General features: G+C 45.4%; 17 protein-coding genes and 1 tRNA gene. 12 read left to right on the forward strand and 6 right to left on the reverse strand.

The window, feature by feature from the left end:
• The first annotated feature begins 74 nt into the window (after positions 1-74).
• The 6 genes from JGK22_RS00300 (at position 75) to JGK22_RS00325 (ending at position 6,662) form a co-directional block, all read left to right on the forward strand.
• Positions 75-147, forward strand: a tRNA-Met gene (locus JGK22_RS00300).
• 127 nt (positions 148-274) lie between these two features.
• Complete coding sequence (locus tag JGK22_RS00305; protein ID WP_293176580.1) at positions 275-874, forward strand: peroxiredoxin; 600 nt, start codon at positions 275-277, stop codon at positions 872-874.
• Between the two features lie 131 nt (positions 875-1,005).
• A complete protein-coding gene (locus JGK22_RS00310) occupies positions 1,006-1,545 on the forward strand; it encodes a redoxin domain-containing protein (RefSeq protein ID WP_293176754.1) in 540 nt (179 codons plus the stop codon).
• 22 nt (positions 1,546-1,567) lie between these two features.
• Complete coding sequence (locus JGK22_RS00315; protein WP_293176582.1) at positions 1,568-1,774, forward strand: hypothetical protein; 207 nt, start codon at positions 1,568-1,570, stop codon at positions 1,772-1,774.
• Positions 1,741-5,778, forward strand: coding sequence for a hypothetical protein (locus tag JGK22_RS00320; RefSeq protein WP_293312143.1), 4,038 nt, complete (start codon positions 1,741-1,743; stop codon positions 5,776-5,778). Before JGK22_RS00315 ends, JGK22_RS00320 begins: the two co-directional genes overlap by 34 nt.
• A 323-nt stretch (positions 5,779-6,101) precedes the next feature.
• Positions 6,102-6,662, forward strand: a complete 561-nt coding sequence (locus JGK22_RS00325; RefSeq protein WP_293205130.1) for a Uma2 family endonuclease — start codon at positions 6,102-6,104, stop codon at positions 6,660-6,662.
• Positions 6,663-6,783: 121 nt separating this feature from the next.
• Here the strand turns inward: JGK22_RS00325 and JGK22_RS00330 are convergent, their stop codons facing one another.
• Complete coding sequence (locus JGK22_RS00330; protein WP_293189207.1) at positions 6,784-7,302, reverse strand: hypothetical protein; 519 nt, start codon at positions 7,300-7,302, stop codon at positions 6,784-6,786.
• Positions 7,303-7,489: 187 nt separating this feature from the next.
• On the opposite strand from JGK22_RS00330, the gene JGK22_RS00335 reads away from it, so the two are divergent.
• From JGK22_RS00335 to JGK22_RS00350, 4 genes are all read left to right on the forward strand, one after another.
• Positions 7,490-7,678, forward strand: a complete 189-nt coding sequence (locus JGK22_RS00335) for a hypothetical protein (RefSeq protein WP_293189205.1) — start codon at positions 7,490-7,492, stop codon at positions 7,676-7,678.
• 61 nt (positions 7,679-7,739) lie between these two features.
• Entirely contained in the window at positions 7,740-7,925 is a 186-nt protein-coding gene (locus JGK22_RS00340) for a hypothetical protein (RefSeq protein WP_293176592.1), read from the forward strand.
• 255 nt (positions 7,926-8,180) lie between these two features.
• Positions 8,181-8,480, forward strand: a complete 300-nt coding sequence (locus JGK22_RS00345) for a type II toxin-antitoxin system HigB family toxin (protein WP_293176594.1) — start codon at positions 8,181-8,183, stop codon at positions 8,478-8,480.
• On the forward strand, positions 8,464-8,862 hold the full coding sequence (locus tag JGK22_RS00350; RefSeq protein WP_293176596.1) for a transcriptional regulator: 399 nt from the start codon (positions 8,464-8,466) through the stop codon (positions 8,860-8,862). Before JGK22_RS00345 ends, JGK22_RS00350 begins: the two co-directional genes overlap by 17 nt.
• Positions 8,863-9,050: 188 nt before the next feature.
• On the opposite strand, the gene JGK22_RS00355 is transcribed toward JGK22_RS00350, so the two are convergent.
• On the reverse strand, positions 9,051-11,522 hold the full coding sequence (locus tag JGK22_RS00355; RefSeq protein WP_293176598.1) for an ATP-dependent Clp protease ATP-binding subunit: 2,472 nt from the start codon (positions 11,520-11,522) through the stop codon (positions 9,051-9,053).
• A 56-nt stretch (positions 11,523-11,578) separates the two neighbouring features.
• Here JGK22_RS00355 and JGK22_RS00360 point away from each other — a divergent pair, with 56 nt between their 5' ends.
• The gene (locus tag JGK22_RS00360) at positions 11,579-11,893 is read left to right on the forward strand and encodes a hypothetical protein (protein WP_293312145.1); all 315 of its coding nucleotides are present in this window, start codon (positions 11,579-11,581) and stop codon (positions 11,891-11,893) included.
• A 394-nt stretch (positions 11,894-12,287) separates the two neighbouring features.
• On the opposite strand, the gene JGK22_RS00365 is transcribed toward JGK22_RS00360, so the two are convergent.
• Positions 12,288-12,854 carry a hypothetical protein gene (locus JGK22_RS00365; RefSeq protein WP_293176600.1) on the reverse strand — a complete coding sequence of 189 codons (567 nt, stop codon included), beginning with the start codon at positions 12,852-12,854 and terminating at the stop codon, positions 12,288-12,290.
• A 122-nt stretch (positions 12,855-12,976) separates the two neighbouring features.
• On the opposite strand from JGK22_RS00365, the gene JGK22_RS00370 reads away from it, so the two are divergent.
• Complete coding sequence (locus JGK22_RS00370; RefSeq protein WP_293189199.1) at positions 12,977-13,999, forward strand: hypothetical protein; 1,023 nt, start codon at positions 12,977-12,979, stop codon at positions 13,997-13,999.
• Positions 14,000-14,448: 449 nt separating this feature from the next.
• Here the strand turns inward: JGK22_RS00370 and JGK22_RS00375 are convergent, their stop codons facing one another.
• The 3 genes from JGK22_RS00375 to JGK22_RS00385 all read right to left on the reverse strand — a co-directional run bounded on the left by JGK22_RS00375 (position 14,449) and on the right by JGK22_RS00385 (position 18,470).
• A complete protein-coding gene (locus tag JGK22_RS00375) occupies positions 14,449-15,276 on the reverse strand; it encodes a protein-glutamate O-methyltransferase CheR (protein ID WP_293205133.1) in 828 nt (275 codons plus the stop codon).
• A 389-nt stretch (positions 15,277-15,665) separates the two neighbouring features.
• Positions 15,666-16,100 carry a chemotaxis protein CheW gene (locus tag JGK22_RS00380; RefSeq protein WP_293145970.1) on the reverse strand — a complete coding sequence of 145 codons (435 nt, stop codon included), beginning with the start codon at positions 16,098-16,100 and terminating at the stop codon, positions 15,666-15,668.
• Between the two features lie 15 nt (positions 16,101-16,115).
• Positions 16,116-18,470, reverse strand: a complete 2,355-nt coding sequence (locus JGK22_RS00385) for a chemotaxis protein CheW (RefSeq protein WP_293312147.1) — start codon at positions 18,468-18,470, stop codon at positions 16,116-16,118.
• Between the last annotated feature and the right edge of the window lie 68 nt (positions 18,471-18,538).

Here is an 18,538-nt window from a genome sequence, read left to right on the forward strand (position 1 = left end):
TAGAAATTCGGTTGTTGGGAATACAGACATACTTCCACCTACCGTGCTACGATGGTAAATCGTGAAGTAAGTTTGGCTCAGTGGCGCAGTGGTTAGCGCAGGGGACTCATAAGCCCAAGGTCGCAGGTTCAAATCCCGCCTGAGCCATAATTTAATGGAAAAAATCACGCTCTCTATTTTGAGAGCGTGATTTTTTAGACTTGCCGAGAACATACTTGTAGTCGTTATGAGTATGATATATTTGTAACAGTTCGTAAAAAAGGAAACAAAATCTATGACAAGTGAATGCCTCCGGGTTGGTCAAGCTGCACCCGATTTCGCAGCAACAGCCGTAGTGGATCAGGAATTCAAGACAGTTAAACTGTCAGACTATAAAGGCAAAAAGTATGTAGTCCTGTTCTTCTACCCCTTGGACTTCACCTTTGTGTGCCCCACAGAGATTACAGCATTTAGCGATCGCCATGAGGACTTCAAAAAAATCGATACCGAAATCCTCGGCGTCTCCGTTGACAGCGAATTCTCTCACCTTGCTTGGATACAATCAGACCGCAAATCCGGCGGCGTCGGCGACCTCAACTATCCTTTAGTTGCTGACCTCAAAAAAACCATCAGTTCCGACTACAACGTCCTCGACCCAGAAGCAGGTATTGCCCTCAGAGGTCTGTTCATCATCGACAAAGAAGGCATCATCCAACACTCTACTATCAACAACCTTGCCTTCGGCCGCAACGTAGACGAAACTCTCCGCACTCTGCAAGCTATCCAACACGTTCAGTCTCACCCCGATGAAGTTTGTCCCGCTGGCTGGCAGCCCGGTGACAAAACCATGACACCCGATCCAGTTAAGTCGAAAGTATTCTTTGCTGCTGTCTAACTCGATCGTTTTGAGTTGTAGGGCGGCGCCTGTGAGTGCCCGCCCTCGAAACTTTCGGTGCAATGCCCAATCCCTCCGCTTCGCTTCGCCCATTGCCCAATGCTCAATTCCCCATTCCCAAATTAGCAAATATGCTGACTTCTACTGATTTTAGCGGCTTGTTAAATCAGCGGTTTTTCCAAAATTTATTGCCTGTTCCCGCGACTAATGTTCTGAAGCTGGGACAGAGGACACCAGATTTTGAATTGCCGGATATTAATAATGGCAAATTAGTGCGGCTGTCGAATTATCGGGGCGATAAGCCGGTAGTTCTGGCTTTTACGCGGATTTTTACTGAAAAGCAATATTGCCCTTTCTGTTTTCCTCACATTAAAGCTTTGAATGAAAAGTGGGAACAGTTTGCCGATCGCAATATAGAATTATTGATGGTAACCAGCACCGACGACAGGCAAAGCCAAATAGTTGTCAGAGATTTAGGCTTGAAAATGCCTCTGCTGTCCGATCCAAGCGTAAGAGTGTTTCGGGCCTATAAAACCGGTCAGGCTTTGGGTGCTCCTTTGCCGGCTCAGTTTGTTTTGGATGCAGAGGGCAAACTCCTATTTAAACATTTGTTTTCGTTCATAGACCACAATGCTAGTGTGGAAACTTTGCTGAAATCTATCAATAAGTAAGAACACGGCAATTCTGGCTCCAATGCTGTCTCCTAATTTGGAGTTTTTAACCGCAGATACACGCAGATGTACGCGGTTATTTTTGGGTTTTGCGATCGATACTTATTGTGCCAATTTTCAGGGCGGAATACTCGGATGTTCGATCGGCAGAAATCTAGGCTATAGCTGGAATGTAGCTAGTAGCAGTTTAAGCCGATGTCGTCTCCTAAAGGTCGATCGAGCAAAATAGAATTCAGCGTCTTAGCGTCGCATCCTGAGTTGTTGACAGGTTTAGATGCGTGGCTGCGGCTGGGTTTGATTTCGCCCGCTGAGGTTGAGCAGTTGTGCCGACAGTATTTAGTCTGCCCGATACCCGAGCCCGCTGTAGCCCTTTCTGAAATTGACGATCGCCAGAGTTCTCCTATTTCCGAACCCAAAGTACCTGCTCTAGCAACACAAAAAGCATTACCCAGAACCACAAAAAACGTTGTCGAGCGCGCAGAAACTCCTCAAACCCCAACTTTTGCCTCTCAAATTTTGCAGTCCCTCATCGCCGAAATTAGCGTCGTGTGGCTGTTGTTTTTAGGAGTGTTCATGGTAGTTGTCTCCTCAGGAGTCTTGGCTGCCAGTCAGTGGGAAAAATTTCCGGCTGCCGGACAATATGGAGTTTTGTTAGCTTATACTTTAACTTTTTGGGCGATCGGCAGTTGGGCAAAAAAACAGCCTAATTTACACTTGACTGCTCAAACTTTGCAAGAAGTTACCCTGTTGCTAGTGCCGATAAATTTTTGGGCGATGGACACCTTTGGATTGTGGAAATATCCTTGGGATTGGGCAGTTGCCATCGTCGCCGCATTTATTTTGACTTGGATAACGCGCAGAATTATTAAAGATCAGTATCAAAGTTTGTGGGGGAAAAATGTAACTACCTCGATCGCCCTAAATCACTTGGGATTGAGTTATTTGCACTGGGGTTGGGGATTTCCAGGCTTTGCCCTAGCTGCGGTTTACTTGGGTACGGTGGGAACTACTGCTGCTACAGTTTATCAAGTTCAGCAACAACGGGTACAATCTATCACACGCGGGGGAAACACTGAAACTTCCGCCGCTGCTTTCAGTTCCAGCAGAGATTTTCTGACTTACAGAAAAGCCGCTTTAGTAGCTTATTCTTTGGGAATTTTACTGGGTCGGGCGATATTTGTCAAGGATGTCAACATCCATGAAATGGGTTTAGCTTTGGGAATTTGTGGCGTACTGTTAGCGTGGCTAGATTGGCCGCAATCCCTTGCATCTGGAACTACTAGAAACAATATATCTAACGAGCCAAATCCCGGCAACTTTTTTAACTGGCAATTAGCCGGAGGGGGTTTGTTGGGTTTGGGGTGGCTGGTTTGTTTTCGCGAAATTCCTCTACAGGCGATCGCCATTAGCGCCTTGGCTGTTTGGTTTTTTTATAACCGCTTAGTGCGGTTTTGGCAAAAGTTGGATTTGCTAATGCTTTTCGCCGTTGGACTTCAAAGCATTTGGCTGGTTTGGCGAGTGGTTCCTTTAGGAATTAAAACACAATTTGTTGCATTTTTAACTCAGCTTACCAACTCTGGGCAAACTCCTTGGGCTTTTTGGGGTGTTTTGCTGTTGCCTTATTTAATTTTAACCGTAAGTGCGGCGCAGTGGCTCTACCGATCGCGAAAGTTTCCACTTGCCCATTTTGGCGAAAATCTTGCTCTCGGTTTGGGCAGTGTTTTAACTATTATTAGTGTAGTCAATCCGTTTTGGCGATCGATCAATTTATTAATTTCTACTGTAACTTTAGGTTGGATCGCTTGGAAATACCTAATTCCACAGAAGTCCCCACTCGTGGGGATGCCTGTTTCTCCTGTTGATACCAAGGGAAATCCGGCATTTTGGGTTTCGCTGACTCACATTACTGGTTTGTGCGGCTTCACTTCGGCAATTGACTTGTTTTTGCCAAACCAGAGAGACTATGTTTGGGCAGGAATGTTATTGATATTGATGGTGGCTGAATGGGGATTTTTTGTCTGGATGAAATCTGCAAATACCAGAGAAAGTTCTGCATTCTTTCGCTGGCATCCTGCGTTATTCCAAAGTTCCTGGTATCTGGGATTGGTGTTGGCAGGATTGAGCTTTATCTTGCTGTACAGTAATATGCACTCTCAGTGGGGTTTGATGTGGCTGGCGACTCCTTTGGCTTTGACTGCTGTTGCTAAATATAGTGAAACTTCGCACAAACAACTTGCAAGTACCTTGAGTTCGATCGCGCTAATAATCGCACAATTTCTGATTTTTGACTTTCCGGTATACAGGTTAATGGGTTTGGGTTTTGCTGCGCTGTTGATGTTCGTCAATACTTACTATTTAATTGAACAACCAGCGGCTGCAATTGGCGTCGGATTTGGCTTGAGTTTCGCCGCCGCATCTCTTCTACAATTAGGATTTTTGTCTGGTTGGGCTTGGGGAATTGCTGGGGCGATCGCACTTTTGTGTCTCTGGTTGCTTCGCAGCACGATAGTTCGTTATTTTAGCACGTTGCCTGAACCTTCGACCTTGGCTGAAATTTACGATCGAGCTTTGGATGGTTGGGCAATCTTAGTCACCAGCTTGCTGTTGACAAACATCACTCTTTATTCCTTTCAACTCTACGATTCACGCAGTACCTTGAGTTTACCAGCCTCTACTCAAGTGTTGGCTGCTACTTTGGTAACTGTGGCTGCAATTGTTTTCCGAAGTTTGGGCCAACTTTCCCCGCTGGCAATTTATGCCTTGGCTTGGAGTTTGGAGTTGCTGACAGCAGTCGGTTTGAGCTTTATTGGACGCAATATGATTAATTTGGCAGTCGCGAATATTGCCTTGGGCTTATCTACGCAATTGTTGGGCGATTGGTGGCGGCGCCGCAACCCCGATTATCGCCAAATTTTACCCAGCATTCACGTGATACCTCTACTTTACGGGGTATTGGGCTTGATTTTGCGATCGGACACCTTTACCAATAGTACAGGTTTAATCTCGTTAGGTGCGTCTTTAATTGCGATCGGCATTGGTAGGCGGCAGCAAGAATTTAAACCTTTAGTTTATTTAGGATTAATTGGCGTATCAGCATCCGCCTACGAATCCCTACTATATCAACTTTCCCAAACACGAGGAGGATCTTTTGGCGACGGCTTAATTGTGATAGCAACTCTCGGCACAACATTAACCTATATCTATCGCATTTTATCTCCTTGGTTGAGCAGCTATTTACATTTAACCAATCCCGAATTAAAAATATTCGCTCACCTGCACTGGGTTTTAAGCAGTATACTCCTGATTTCAGCTTCTGGCAACTATATTAAATCCGGGCTAAATTTAGGATTAGTCACTGGTACCCTCTTAGTGCAATATGCTTTCTTGCAAGGGCGAAATCATCTCGATCGCCAATGGGCAGAAATTTGGATTTACTTAGGCTGGCTAGAAGCCTTTGGCATCCGGCTTTACTGGATCAATACACCTTTAGTCAAGTACATTTCCGGGCCACTGGGGCCGTGGAAAGTTGCCTTTGCTTCTCTATTTGCCTATTTCATTTACATCTTACCTTGGGATAACTGGGGTTGGTCAAAAAATCCCTGGAAGATAATCGCTTCTCTGATTCCAATCATCACTATTGTGGAATCTCCCGCTAAGTTTTATCCGATTAGCTTTCTGATAGCTGCCGCCTTCTATGTTTTCCTAGCTTGGGAAAAGCGCGAAGTCCGTTTTACCTACGTGAGTGTGGCGATAGTTGACTGGGTATTACTGCGCTGGTTTGGACAAATCGGATTGACTCAACCCGAATGGTATTTTACTCCTTTAGGGCTTTCTTTCCTTTATGTTGCTCAGTACGATCGCGCTTTGCAACTACCAGCCCAAAAAACCCTGCGCCACAATCTGCGAATGCTAGCCACGGCGATGATTTGCGGGATACCTCTTTTGACTCAACACAACCACGGTTTAGTTGCAGGATTTTTTAGCTTGGTGGCGATTGCTGCGGGTTTGGGGCTGCGAGTGCGGGCGTTTTTGTTTGTGGGAACAGGAATTTTCTTAATCAATGTTTTCTATCAGTTGGTGGTGCTGATTTTTGACTATCCGCTGATTAAATGGGCGATCGGCTTGGCTTTCGGGATTGTGTTTATCTGGATTGCTGCTACTTTTGAGACGCGGCGCGATCGCATTTCAGCTTTTGTCCAGCATTGGGTTGTACAATTGCAATCGTGGGATTGAGTCTTCCCTTAATCAACTCCTCTGACGCGGGGATATCTGCGTTTACCAAAACTATTTTTTTTTGCGATAAAATGTAAAAAAAACGCCCTTTTTTTTGGGGTCAAAGGCTTGACATTGCCGATTCAAAAAGGTATCATATAATAATCGAAGTGGTGGCAATTTTAAAATTTGAGTCACTACTCCCATTATCTAAAATATAGCGCAAAAATCAACCAAAATCAATAGGTAAAAATTCCTTTTTTTTGCGCCGCGATTTGAGATTGTGAAAGCAGCAAAGGCGATGCAACAGAAAAAGGGCAACTAAAAGGAGCGCCAAATAAGTGATGACAACTCAGTTAATCAAGCGCCTGTTCACAGTAAAAGAATATCATCAGATGATTGAATCTGGCATCTTGACAAAAGATGATCGAGTTGAATTGATTCGAGGAGAAATTGTTCAAATGGCCGCCGTCGGTAGAAGGCACACATCCCATGTCAAGCGCCTGACAGAGTTATTCTATATCCGCTTATTATCAAGAGTAACCATTGGAGTCCAAGATCCGGTAGAATTGGACGATCGCTCTGAACCTGAACCGGATATTTCCTTACTGCGGCGGCGCGATGATTTTTATGAATTGGGACATCCTCAGTCGGAGGATATTTTACTAATTGTGGAAGTAGCGGATACAACCGCTGAAACTGACAGAAATATCAAAATTCCTCTTTATGCTGAAGCGGGTATTGCAGAAGTTTGGCTGGTAGATATTAACGAGCAATGTGTCGTAGTTTATCGCGAACCTTCTCCATCGGGATACCAAAATATTCAAAGATTCCAGCGGGGTAAGATTTTATCTATTCTAGCTTTTCCAGATATAGAAATTGCTGTAGTTGATGTGTTGGGATAAAAAGCTGGACTCATACTATTTTTTTTGTGGCGCGACTTGAGAGTCTAAATGAACAAGAATCAGCAAACAATTATAGGCAAAGGTGGGCAGAAACCCACCGTAAAGCAGAGCTATTAATTGTTTAATCTAACTCTGGATCGCCAGCTCTATCGAACGCAATCTCAAAGATTCCCGATCGCACAAACCGACGTAAAGCCCTTAAATGGTCATCTGCATCTTGGCGATTGCAGAAACGCGCCACAATGTGGTTTCGAGCATCAGGCAAAACCCGCACAATCACCCAAGGTTTAGCATAATCCTGTCTGAAGAGATCGGACGTTTTCGTAACTTGCAGATTATCTTCCGGCTGTACAGTAAATTGCCGATTTGGAGAATATTCGGCAATTATCTTTGCACCTGCTTTTCGGAGAATGTCGAGGTAGCTGCTAATCAGACTCCCTGTGAGGTTCGCCGTCAACTGTTCGATGAGATGGCCCGCTAAACTTTTGACCTCTTTTTCCTGCAACAGCACCCGCTGCGCGTCGAAATCCGCGTCAGAGTAGCTGCGGATGCAGGATAGCAGTTGCGAAATGCCGAAGTCGTCTAAGGCCTGCTGATAGCCGCGGGAAAATTCGCTCCCGTCGCTGGAAGGTTCTATCATGGTTTTAGGTCTCCTGAATTTGGGAAGCCACAGGCCAGCGACGAACTTTCCTAGGGGACGCGCTGGCTTTTGACTGTTCCGAGTATAGCACGCAATAGTCACACATATGTAGTGGATACGTGACAGTTAGACATAAAGACCTAAATGCAGCACACTTAAGATCGGCTTAAACAAAACTAAATCTCCGATGACCAAACGCTTGACAACTTATTTAGCTGAAGGAATCTATGACATTCTTGAAGATTGGGCCGATCGAGAACGCCGTTCAATCAGCAGCTTAGCAGCATTCCTTTTAGAAAAAGCTGCGAGAGAAGAACAGGAAAAAATCCAAAAACAGCCACCACCCCCATCTGATGAAAAGCAGGGGCGACAGTAAAATTGCTATGAAATCACCAACGATATACTGACACTCAGCTTAAACAAAAACTTAGTCTCTGATGACCAAACGCTTATCAACATATTTAGCAGACGGAATTTACACTCGCCTTGAGGAATGGGCGAAACAAGAAGGTCGATCGACTAGCAATTTGGCAGCATTCCTGTTGGAGAAAGCTCTTGTAGACCATGAGGAGAAACTGCTAAAACAGCAGTCTTTGTCTGATGAAAAGCAGGGGCGACAGTAAAGTTTGTGCGATCGCCCGATCTCGACATTTCTTTCTCATATCTCGATCGCCTCTCTTGCTCTCTTTTCTTTATTCTGTGGCTTTTGTGAATTTAGCCGCTTCGTTCCACAGATTATTTATTAATTCTGAGAATTTTTAAGATTGGGGGCGATCGGCTCTTGACATCTACCTCTCAAAATGAGAGAATAAAGACGTAGTGTTTCGTGGAAGTTAGCAAATCGATGATAAAAATTCAACAAAAGATATTAAAAATTCATGCACCTAATTTCAATTCGCACTCTCCGTGACGACGCTGCCATGTATCCCGATGTCAAAAAACCAATTGATAGCTGGTATGCGACTGTCAAGAAAGTAGAATGCCAGAACTTGGACGATCTTCGCAAGATTTACCGGGATGCCGAAGCAGTGGGAAATTTCACTGTTTTTAATATCAAAGGTAACGAATATCGCCTGATCGTCGGCATAGACTACGAGAGCCAAACGGTTTATTACAAATATTTCCTAACCCACGCTGAATACGATAAAAACAAATGGAAAAATGACCCTTACTTTTGATCGAGCTAATTATAGCAATTTGCTGGCAGAAGTCGCTCCACGGGCGATCGAAACCGAGGCAGAATACGATCGCCTCCTAGCAGTCGCAGAGGGGCTGACGTTCGCCAAAAACCGCACTCTCGAAGAAAAAGCTTTACACAAGTTATTGGTAACGCTAATTGAAGTTTACGAGGATCAAAACTATGCGATCGACAAATCCGAACCTCACGAAATTTTGCAACACATCATGGAAGCCAGCGGCACCCGTCAAGCTGACTTAGTGGGCATCATTGGATCGAGTGGCGTAGTGTCTGAGGTTGTCAATGGTAAACGAGCAATTAGCAAAGCACAAGCTAAGGCACTCGGCGATTATTTTAAAGTGTCACCTAGTTTGTTCATCTAATTAGGATTAATGCCAAAAAATGCGATTTAGTTCGTAGTGCGGACTGAAGTCCGCAGCTTTTTGCGGACTTCAGTCCGCACTACAAACTGCTTTTGCACCTTACAAACTGGCATTTTTTAATTAAAAACCCGGTTCCTGCAAGAAACCGGGTTTTTAATCAGACGTTATTTATCTGCGTGTCATCGCACTTAATGACTCAATGCGAATTCCGGCAATCTGGGTTCAGATTCGCCACCGGGCAATACCTTAACCTGACCGTTTTCATCCACATCTACGATCGCACTTTGGCCGTCTTTCAGCTTCCCAGACAGCATTTCCTCAGCCAGTACATCTTCCAACAACCGCATGATGGCGCGGCGCAATGGTCGAGCACCGTAGCTGGGATTGTAGCCTTCTTTAACTAACAAATCCTTGAACTTGTCTGTCACCGACAAAGTGATACCCTGTTCGGTTAAGCGACTGAAAATTTCCTGCAACAAGATGTCAGCAATCTGCTTGATTTCTGCCTTGTTCAACTGGCGGAAGACGATAATTTCATCCAAGCGGTTGATAAATTCGGGACGGAAGAACTGTTTCAATTCTTCGTTTACCAAGCTGCGAACCCGGTTGTACTGACCGTCTGCGGCACTTTCGGCAAACTCGAAACCCAAACCGCCGCCGCCTTTTTCAATGACTCGGGAACCGATGTTTGATGTCATGATCAGCAGCGTATTCTTGAAGTCTACCGTGCGACCTTTAGCATCGGTCAAACGGCCGTCTTCCAAGATTTGCAGCATCATGTTGAAGACATCCGGGTGAGCTTTTTCGATTTCGTCGAACAAGACTACTGTGTAAGGACGGCGCCGGACTGCTTCTGTTAGTTGGCCGCCTTCGTCGTAGCCAACGTAACCGGGAGGGGAACCGATGAGTTTAGAAACGGTGTGGCGTTCCATAAACTCGGACATATCTAACCGAATCATCGCGTCTTCGGAACCGAAGAAATATGTTGCTAAGGCTTTTGTCAGTTCGGTTTTGCCGACGCCTGTGGGGCCGGAAAAGATGAAGCTGGCGATCGGGCGATTGGGATTTTTCAAGCCAACCCGCGCGCGGCGGATCGCCCGAGAAACTGCGCTGACAGCTTCTTCTTGACCGATCAAACGCTGGTGCAAGGTGTCTTCCATATGCAGCAGCAATTCCGATTCCGATTCTGTCAGCTTGCTAACAGGTACTCCCGTCCAATTTGCCACGATGTGGGCGATGTCTTCTTCGGTGACGATGGGAGAGATTCTGACTTGGCTTTTGTTGATTGTAGCTTCGGCGATTTCAGCTTCGATTTCTAATTCGCGATCGCGCAATTTGCCTGCTTTGTCGAAGTCTTGTTCGCGCACAGCAGCATCTTTTTCTTTACTGACGGCCGGAAGTTGTTTTTTGAGTTCTTTAACTTCGGGCGGGGTTTGCGAGTTCAGCACGTGCACGCGGGAACCTGCTTCGTCAATTAAGTCGATCGCCTTGTCTGGCAAAAATCGATCGTTAATGTACCTGTCTGACAGTGTAGCCGCTGCTTCTAAAGCTGCATCGGAAATTGTCAGTCGGTGGTGCTGTTCGTAGGCCGATCGCAAACCGTACAATATTTCTATTGTTTCAGCCACACTCGGTTCGCCGACTTTAATCGGTTGGAAACGGCGTTCTAGGGCTGCATCGCGCTCGATGTGCTTGCGGTATTCATCCAAGGTAGTCGCGCCGACACACTGCAATTCACCTCGGGCGAGGGCTGGTTTGAGCATATTGGAAGCATCCATGCTACCTTGAATCGCGCCTGCACCAACTAAGGTATGAATCTCATCGATTACCAGAATGATATTGCCGGCAGCGCGAATTTCTGCCATGATTTTCGTCAGCCGTTCCTCAAATTCGCCTCGGAATTTTGTACCAGCAATCAGCGAACCCATATCGAGGCTGATTACTTGTTTGTCTTCTAAAATTTCCGGGACGTTTCTGTTAACAATCCGCTGGGCGAGGCCTTCGGCGAGGGCTGTTTTGCCGACTCCGGGTTCGCCTACTAACACTGGATTGTTCTTCGTGCGGCGCCCCAACACTTGGATCACGCGCTCGATTTCATTTTCGCGACCCACGACTGGATCGAGTTTGCCGGCTGCTGCTAGCTTAGTTAAGTTAGTGCCGAATTCTTCTAAAGTCGGGATTTTGCGATCGCCACCGCTATCTCCTCGGCCTCCGGGGATTGCCGCTACTTCTCCCACAGCACGAATTACCTGCGTGCGAACTCTCTGGCGATCGATTCCCAGGTTTTGCAGCACCTTCGCCGCCACACCTTCATCGTCTTGAATCAACCCAAGCAGAATGTGCTCGGTGCCGATGTAATTGTGGCCTAACTGCCGCGCTTCATTCAGCGCCGTCTCAAAAATGCGCTTGACGCGGGGTGTAAACGGAATTTCTGGCGGGAGAAACCCGGAACCTCTACCGATGATATTTTCGATTTCATTGCGCGCCTCTTTCAAGTTGAGGCCCATATCCAGTAATACTTTTGCAGCGATGCCAGTGCCTTCGCCGACAAGTCCCAGAAGAATTTGCTCGGTGCCTACAAAATTGTGACCGAGGCGCCGTGCTTCCTCTTGAGCTAGCATTATTGCTTTAATGGCTTGTTCTGTAAAGCGTTCAAACATATTTTTTCCTTCCTACTGTCTTGGCGAGGGCTGTATCGCTGCTGGTGAGGAGCGATTTGAAATACTACACAAATTATATATGTAAATTTTTGTGTATTTCCTTCTTTAACAATGTATCGCTAGTAATTAGGGGCGGACAGTGGGGAGAGCCGAATAGCAGGGGTGTGGTTGCCGTCTCGGAGTACGCTGTACAATACGAGCTACAAGTGGCAATGCAAATTAAGGCTAATAATGTTGGATCTTACTTTACTTGGCGGCTGCCACTGTGTCAAGCATTTTCTCAAAGAAAGCAAGCGAAAGTGCCTCGGGGGGCGATCGGGGAATGCTTTTGTTTCAAATCACGTGCTTTGAGCCAAAGTATTGCACCCTAAAGCAATTTTATTTTAACCGGTCAAGGGACTGCTGCGTGCGATCGATCGCCTGCGACCAAATCGACAGCGTTTTTTAATTGCTATTAGTCGCCTGCTTGCCCAATAAATTAAGAGGGCTTGAGACTCAGCATTTTTTGCGGTGATTTTGCCTTTTAACTTATAATATTTTCCTCATTTTACCGGAAATAATTGGTTGAAAGCCGGAACCCTTTGAGACAGAAATTAAAATCAGACTATTCATTACTCCCATCCTCGGACTTAAGGATAGAGTTCGCTCTCGAACTGTCAACTGTCAACTGTCAACTGTCAACTGTCAACTGTCAACTGTCAACTGTCAACTGTCAACTGTCAACTGTCAACTGTCAACTGTCAACTGTCATCAACTGTCAACTGTTTAAAGCCATTGTGCAAGCAACTGTTCAATAACTTTCACAAAGCCGATCGCAATTTGAATCAACGGCCAACCCACCAGACAAATTAACGCCGCCCAGCGAGTTTGAATATCCAAACCTTGGCGAACCGCCACAATTACAGCCAGCAAACTCCACACAGCTAATATCCGCTCTATGCCTTCTCCCAGCAACGGAATTAACGTTAAGAAATTTAGCACTTGGGGGGCGTAGGCAAATCCGATCGGCACCAGCAACTCCCCATAAGTTACGTGACCCGGTTTCAGCCAGTCCCCAATTTTCGAGATAGTGAAACTCCAAAAAAAATAACCACCCACGACTGCCAAACCATCTATCCAAAGTGCTAAAAATAACACAGATAGCTCAGTTCGATTGATTAACAAAATAACGGCATTTCCCAAGACCCGAGACACCGCTGCTAAAATTACAATTGTTAAAGCTATCCGCTTAGTTCTGCCAGTGTAGGGAGTTTTTTCATAAAAATTGCCGTTCAAAGAAAGTGCGTTCCAAAGCGTTGCCCGCAAACCTGTAATTGAATCTTCTCCCTTCACCTTTAATCCCTGCTCCTCTAGATAGTTGACAAGTTGGATAAAATAAGCTCTAATACAGCAGAATCACCGAACTATTTCTACGTAATTAGGTAATTAACAGGCATTCTACCAGATTTTATTAAATGCTAAGATTGATTTTGCAGATACTTGCGTGGCTGCGCGGGGGAAGTTTAAATTTGTTGACCATCGCAGGTGTAATCCTGATAATTTGGGGCATTCTTTCGCCGATCGGAACTGTGATCTGGTGGCTGGGTCAAAGTGCCGAAACCTTGGGTATCAAGAAAAGTCCGCCGGGGATATTGCCCTCAAACAACGGCAATCTAGAAGCGCGCAAGTCTTCGCCGATCAATTGTTATATCATCTTTTTACCGGGAGTTGGCGATTTTTCGGGGAACGAATTAACGCCGGGAGAAGAGTTTTTTCTCAAGCGTTTAGTTAAAAGTCACCCGCAGTGCGTAGCAGTGGGGGATATTTTTCCTTATTCAGCTTCTAACAAAAGTTTAGGAGGACAGCGGTTGCTAGCTCCTTTTTGGCGGTTTGCAGAACACGCAAAAAGCGGGCCAATTGCGGGCGATATATTTATCAAAATTCGCAATCTCTGGAGGTTTGCAATTTCTCTAGATTATCGCTACGGTTTTGCATACAATCAGGGAATTGCTAATGTAATTATCGATCGCATGAATGCTCAATCTCCCATTTCAGCTAATCCTCAAAAACCTTTGCAAGTTATTTTAATTGGCACTAGCGGGGGCGCACAAGTTGCTTTAGGTGCTACTCGCTATCTTAAAGAATGGCTGAATGCAGAAATTACAGTTGTTTCGGTTGGGGGCGTGTTTTCGGGAGAAAATGGTTTTGCAGAAGCCGATCGCATTTTTCATTTTCGCGGCACTCGCGATGCAATTGAGGATATTGGCGGCATCGTTTTTCCGACTCGCTGGTACTGGTACGCGACTTCACCTTTCAATCAAGCGCGTTCGCAAGGCCGCTATGCAGAAGCTTTCAGCGGCCCTCACAAGCACGACGGCGATGATGGATATTTTGGAGAAAATGTGGCGGGGAACGGTAAAAAATATGTAGATATCACGCTGGAAAAGATTAATCAATTGCCTGTTTGGTCTGAGGGTGCGGCCAAAAGAGAGGACTGAAGTCCTTCTTAATTCAATACGCTTGGCTTAAGATGGTCATTGCGAGGAACGAAGCAATCTCCGTATCTATTTTTTATGAGTTTTCCCTGTTGTCATCTCTTAAATTAACCGTATTGCTTCTTAATTCCTAAAGATTAGACTTGAATTGCAAAAATAATTAGGACGCTGCTCAGATCCCATCGGGTGCATCTGCTTTTTGAAGAGGGCGAAGCATGACCGCATATAAGTTATTAGTTATCATTCCATATTCACTGCGGTCATGCTTCGCCCCTACACACATATTTGCCAAAGCCAGATGCACTCAGCCCATCCCACATTTTTTTTGTGGGATGGGCTTCTAGCCCGTCCTAAATTTTGATTAAAAAGACTTTTGCAATCTTGTCTATTAATCAAGAGAGGACTAAAGTCCTTACTACGAACCAATTTTATGATAGTCGATCGACCGCACATCATCTCAATCGATAACATATACCTTTTTCAAATTGCACCAACTCAAAAGCCGGGTCAAGATTTACAGTTGTTTCTCCTCCCCCTAGGAATAAGTAGCCCTTGGGGCGCAACACCCGCCGCACTCTCGCTAAAATCGATTGCTTTGTCTGAACATCAAAATATATTAAGACGTTTCGCAGAAAAATAATGTCCATTTGAGGCATCGATCCAAAGGGTTCTGTCAAGTTAATCTGGCGAAATTCGATCGCCTTGCGGAGGTGTTCTTTAATCTGCCATTCCTTGCCACACTGCTGGAAGTATTTGTGTAACAATGCTGTTGGTAAACCGCGCACTACTTCGTGCTGCGCGTAGCATCCAGAATTTGCTCGCTTCAGCATGGCTGTAGAAATGTCGCTACCAAGTATCTGTACTTGATTTCTCGCTAACTGCGGAAAGTATTCGCGCAGCAGCATCGCAATACTGTAGGGTTCTTGGCCGCTGGAACAAGCAGCACACCAAATATTCAAAGTGCGATCGCCCTGGATCTGTTTTAACAATTCGGGAAATACTGATGTTTTTAATATCTCGAAGGGGTTGATATCTCGGAAAAAAAATGTCTCGTTGGTCATCATTGCTTCGACTGTCGATTCGTGAAGTTGGTTAAAACGCTGTTGTTTGATTTGTTTTAACTCTGCAACTAACCCGCTGATGGAGTTTGCTCCGGCTTCTTTAGCTACCATCCCTAAACGCGATTCAACGAGGTACATCTTTTCTTCGGATAGGAATACACCTGTGCGATCGTATACAAGTTTTCGGATATAATCAAAATCTGCAATACTTATCGGCATGGTAATTGAAGGAAGAGTTGACAGTTGACAGTTGACAGTTGACAGTTGACACTTGACAGAAGGAAGAGGGAAAAACAGTTAGGGAGCATCTCAGTTTTGCAAAAAGCATTTTTTTTATTATAGTGCGAGCGTCCCCGCTCGCGAGTTGTAGAATACGCGAGCGGGGACAGCACTATAAATGCCAAACTGAGATGCTCCCAACAGTTATTCGTGCATCCCTGACTAATGACTACTGTTAGTGATAACTTAAGCTCGCACTAATGACTAAGGTTCGCGAGCAGAGACTAATGACGAATCACGTTTCCGAGCTTAAGTTCTCGCAAAACATGACTAATGACTGATGACTAATGACTGATAACGTCCGCGAGCGGGGACGCTCGCGCTACTGACTACTGACTGCTAAAATCTACAACTTTATCAACATCTAAAAATAGCAGTAACTGCCCTTGTAGCTTGTACGCTCCTCGAATTAGCGGGCGTATTTTGCTAGTAAAAGTATCTGGAGGAGTTTCAAAATCAGCTTGAGATACTTCTAGCACATCTCCAATATCGTCAACTAACCAACTGACTGTTTCATCGCCAGTTCTCACTATCACATTTAAAGGCAATTGTTCCACAGGCCGATCGCACAAATCCAACCGCCTCCGCAAATCAATCGCCGTGACAATTTGTCCCCTCAAGTTTATCAATCCACCGACTACTGCGGGCGCTAGCGGCACTCGCGTCATCTCCTGATAGCGGATAATTTCTTGAACTTTCTCAACCTCTATGCCAAAAAATAAGCTGTCAACGAAAAACGTACAAAGTAGAGTTTCTTCAGGCATTGTTTAATTATTCCTTTAATAGCCCGAGCTGGCGCTTGCTAACATCTGCTCGACTCCGAATAAATTGTTGTTAATTACTGCATCAACATCGAGGATTTCAGTAACTTGACCCTGAATCACAGCACAATATGAAATTCCTGCTTGGGTAGCTGCACCTTTAATGTCGATCGCCTGTTCTACAATATCCAGGATGCGATCGACTACCAGACCGACTTGGTGTTCTGAGCCGATCGACACTACGACTAACGGCAGTTTATCATCTGCTGCGCGCGATCGCCCGTCCAGACCGTTGGGCCCCCAATCAGCCGACTCACTGCCGCTACCAAACACCGCCGTCAAATAAATCACCGGCATAATTTGGTTGCGGTACTGCACCACATTCTGCTTCCCGACTCGCTCCAAAAGATGGCGGGGAAACTCTTCTAAGCGACAAACTCGCGATAGGTGAATCGCCATCCGCCGACAGTCTGGGCCCTGAAATACTAGCAACTGTTGTGGAGGTTCTGAAGATTCCCGGCGGCTGTTTTCGTCAGCTAAAATCGCCTTTTCCTGAGCCTCCGTCATGTGGGTTTTCTGAGCAATCCCGTGCACGTCCAAAATCAAAGCAACTTTACCGTCGCCCATGATAGTTGCTCCGGCAAAACAAGCTAGAGATTTTAGTTGTTTTCCTAAAGGCTTAACCACAATTTCTTGCGTGTCGTTGATGGCATCTACCACCAACCCAAAAGGTTTGTCTGTCGCTTGCACTACTACAATATTTAAAGCCTCATCTGTGTCGAATTGCGATTTTTTGCCGTTTTCTACAATTCCTGTTTCTAACTGTAATTCCCGATTCAAATAAATCAGTGGCAGCAGTCGCCCCCGCAACCGATAGACTGGCGTTCCGTGAAACATTTCGATTTTTTTAATTTGTTCTCCTTCCAAACGCATCAGTTCTAGCAAATTGACTTGAGGAATTGCGTAGCGAGATCCTCCGGTAGTAATAATTAATGTCGGAATAATCGCCAGAGTTAAAGGAATTTTTAACTTAAAAGTTGTGCCTTTGCCGACTTGACTTTGAACGTCGATCGTGCCGCTGATTTTTTCTATATGTGTCTGCACCACGTCCATCCCTACTCCCCTACCGGAGATATTGGTGATTTTTTCGGCGGTTGAGAAACTGGGCATGAAAATTAAATTTAGGGCTTCGCGATCGCTCATTTTCGCTGCGTCAACAGCAGAAAACATTCCTTTTTGCACTGCCTTACTTTTAATCCGCTCTGGATCGATTCCCCCGCCGTCATCGGAGATTTCTATGTTTACCTGACCGCTTTCGTGATAGGCTCGCAGTAGCAGTTTACCGAAGGCGGGCTTGCCTTTGGCGACTCGCACTTCTGATGTTTCAATGCCGTGATCGAGGCAGTTACGGACTAAGTGAGTTAGCGGATTGGCGATCGCCTCGATTAAGGTTTTGTCTAATTCTGTTTCTTCGCCTTCCATTTCTAACTGTACTTGTTTGCCCAAGCTGAATGCTGTGTCCCGCACTACCCGGGGGAATTTGTTCCAGATAGTGCGAATTGGCTGCATTCTGGTCTTCATTACTCCTTCTTGCAGTTCGGAAGTAACTAAGTTTAAGCGGCTGGATACTGATTTTAATGTATCGTCATTTTGGGTGTTTGCTGTTTGGGTATTGGCAAATTCTAAGATTTGGTTGCGGCACAAAACGAGTTCGCCTACTAAGTTCATTAGTTTGTCCAGCAAGCCGACATCTACTCGGATTGCAGTATCGGAAATTTTGAATTTGTCACCCTCGGTATCCGCAGCATTTACCTGTTGGCTGGTAGTATTCGTAGCAGAGGGAATTAGCAATTGCTCGATCGACAATAAAGCATCTGCATACAAATGCTCTCGTGTCAACTCTGATTCTTCTGGTTCCTCGATCGCAACTTCTGGAGTTACTGAGTTGGATTCGGCGATCGCACTCGACGACAATTCAGATGCAGTACCGCCGGATTCTTGGAGTTGCAAAAGTCGATCGAGCAATGCCGTGTGGGCGATGGGGCTTTCTTCTCCCGTCTTTTCCAGGGCTTCCATGTGCGATCGTACCGCGTCGATTGTCTCCAGCAAAGCGCTAGTAATATCGGGAGTCATCGTCAAAGTGCGATCGCGCAAGAGGCTGAGCAAATTTTCTCCTGCGTGCGCCACAGACTCCAGTTTTTCCACCCCCAAAAAACCGCTATTGCCTTTAATCGTGTGCAAACCGCGGTAAATCCGATTCATCACCTCTCTATCGGCATCATTTTTTTCTAAAGCTACTAAATCCTCCTCAATTTGGTTTAAGTATTCGTAGCCTTCAATCAGAAATTCCTTTACATCTTCATCAATTTCCATCGAGCCAGTTCCTTATTCATCGGTTTGACGCTGGATTAAAATAGGGTGCATCTGGTTTTGGCAAATAT

The sequence above is a fragment of the Microcoleus sp. PH2017_08_TRC_O_A genome, assembly GCF_020738665.1.
Taxonomy (GTDB): domain Bacteria; phylum Cyanobacteriota; class Cyanobacteriia; order Cyanobacteriales; family Microcoleaceae; genus Microcoleus.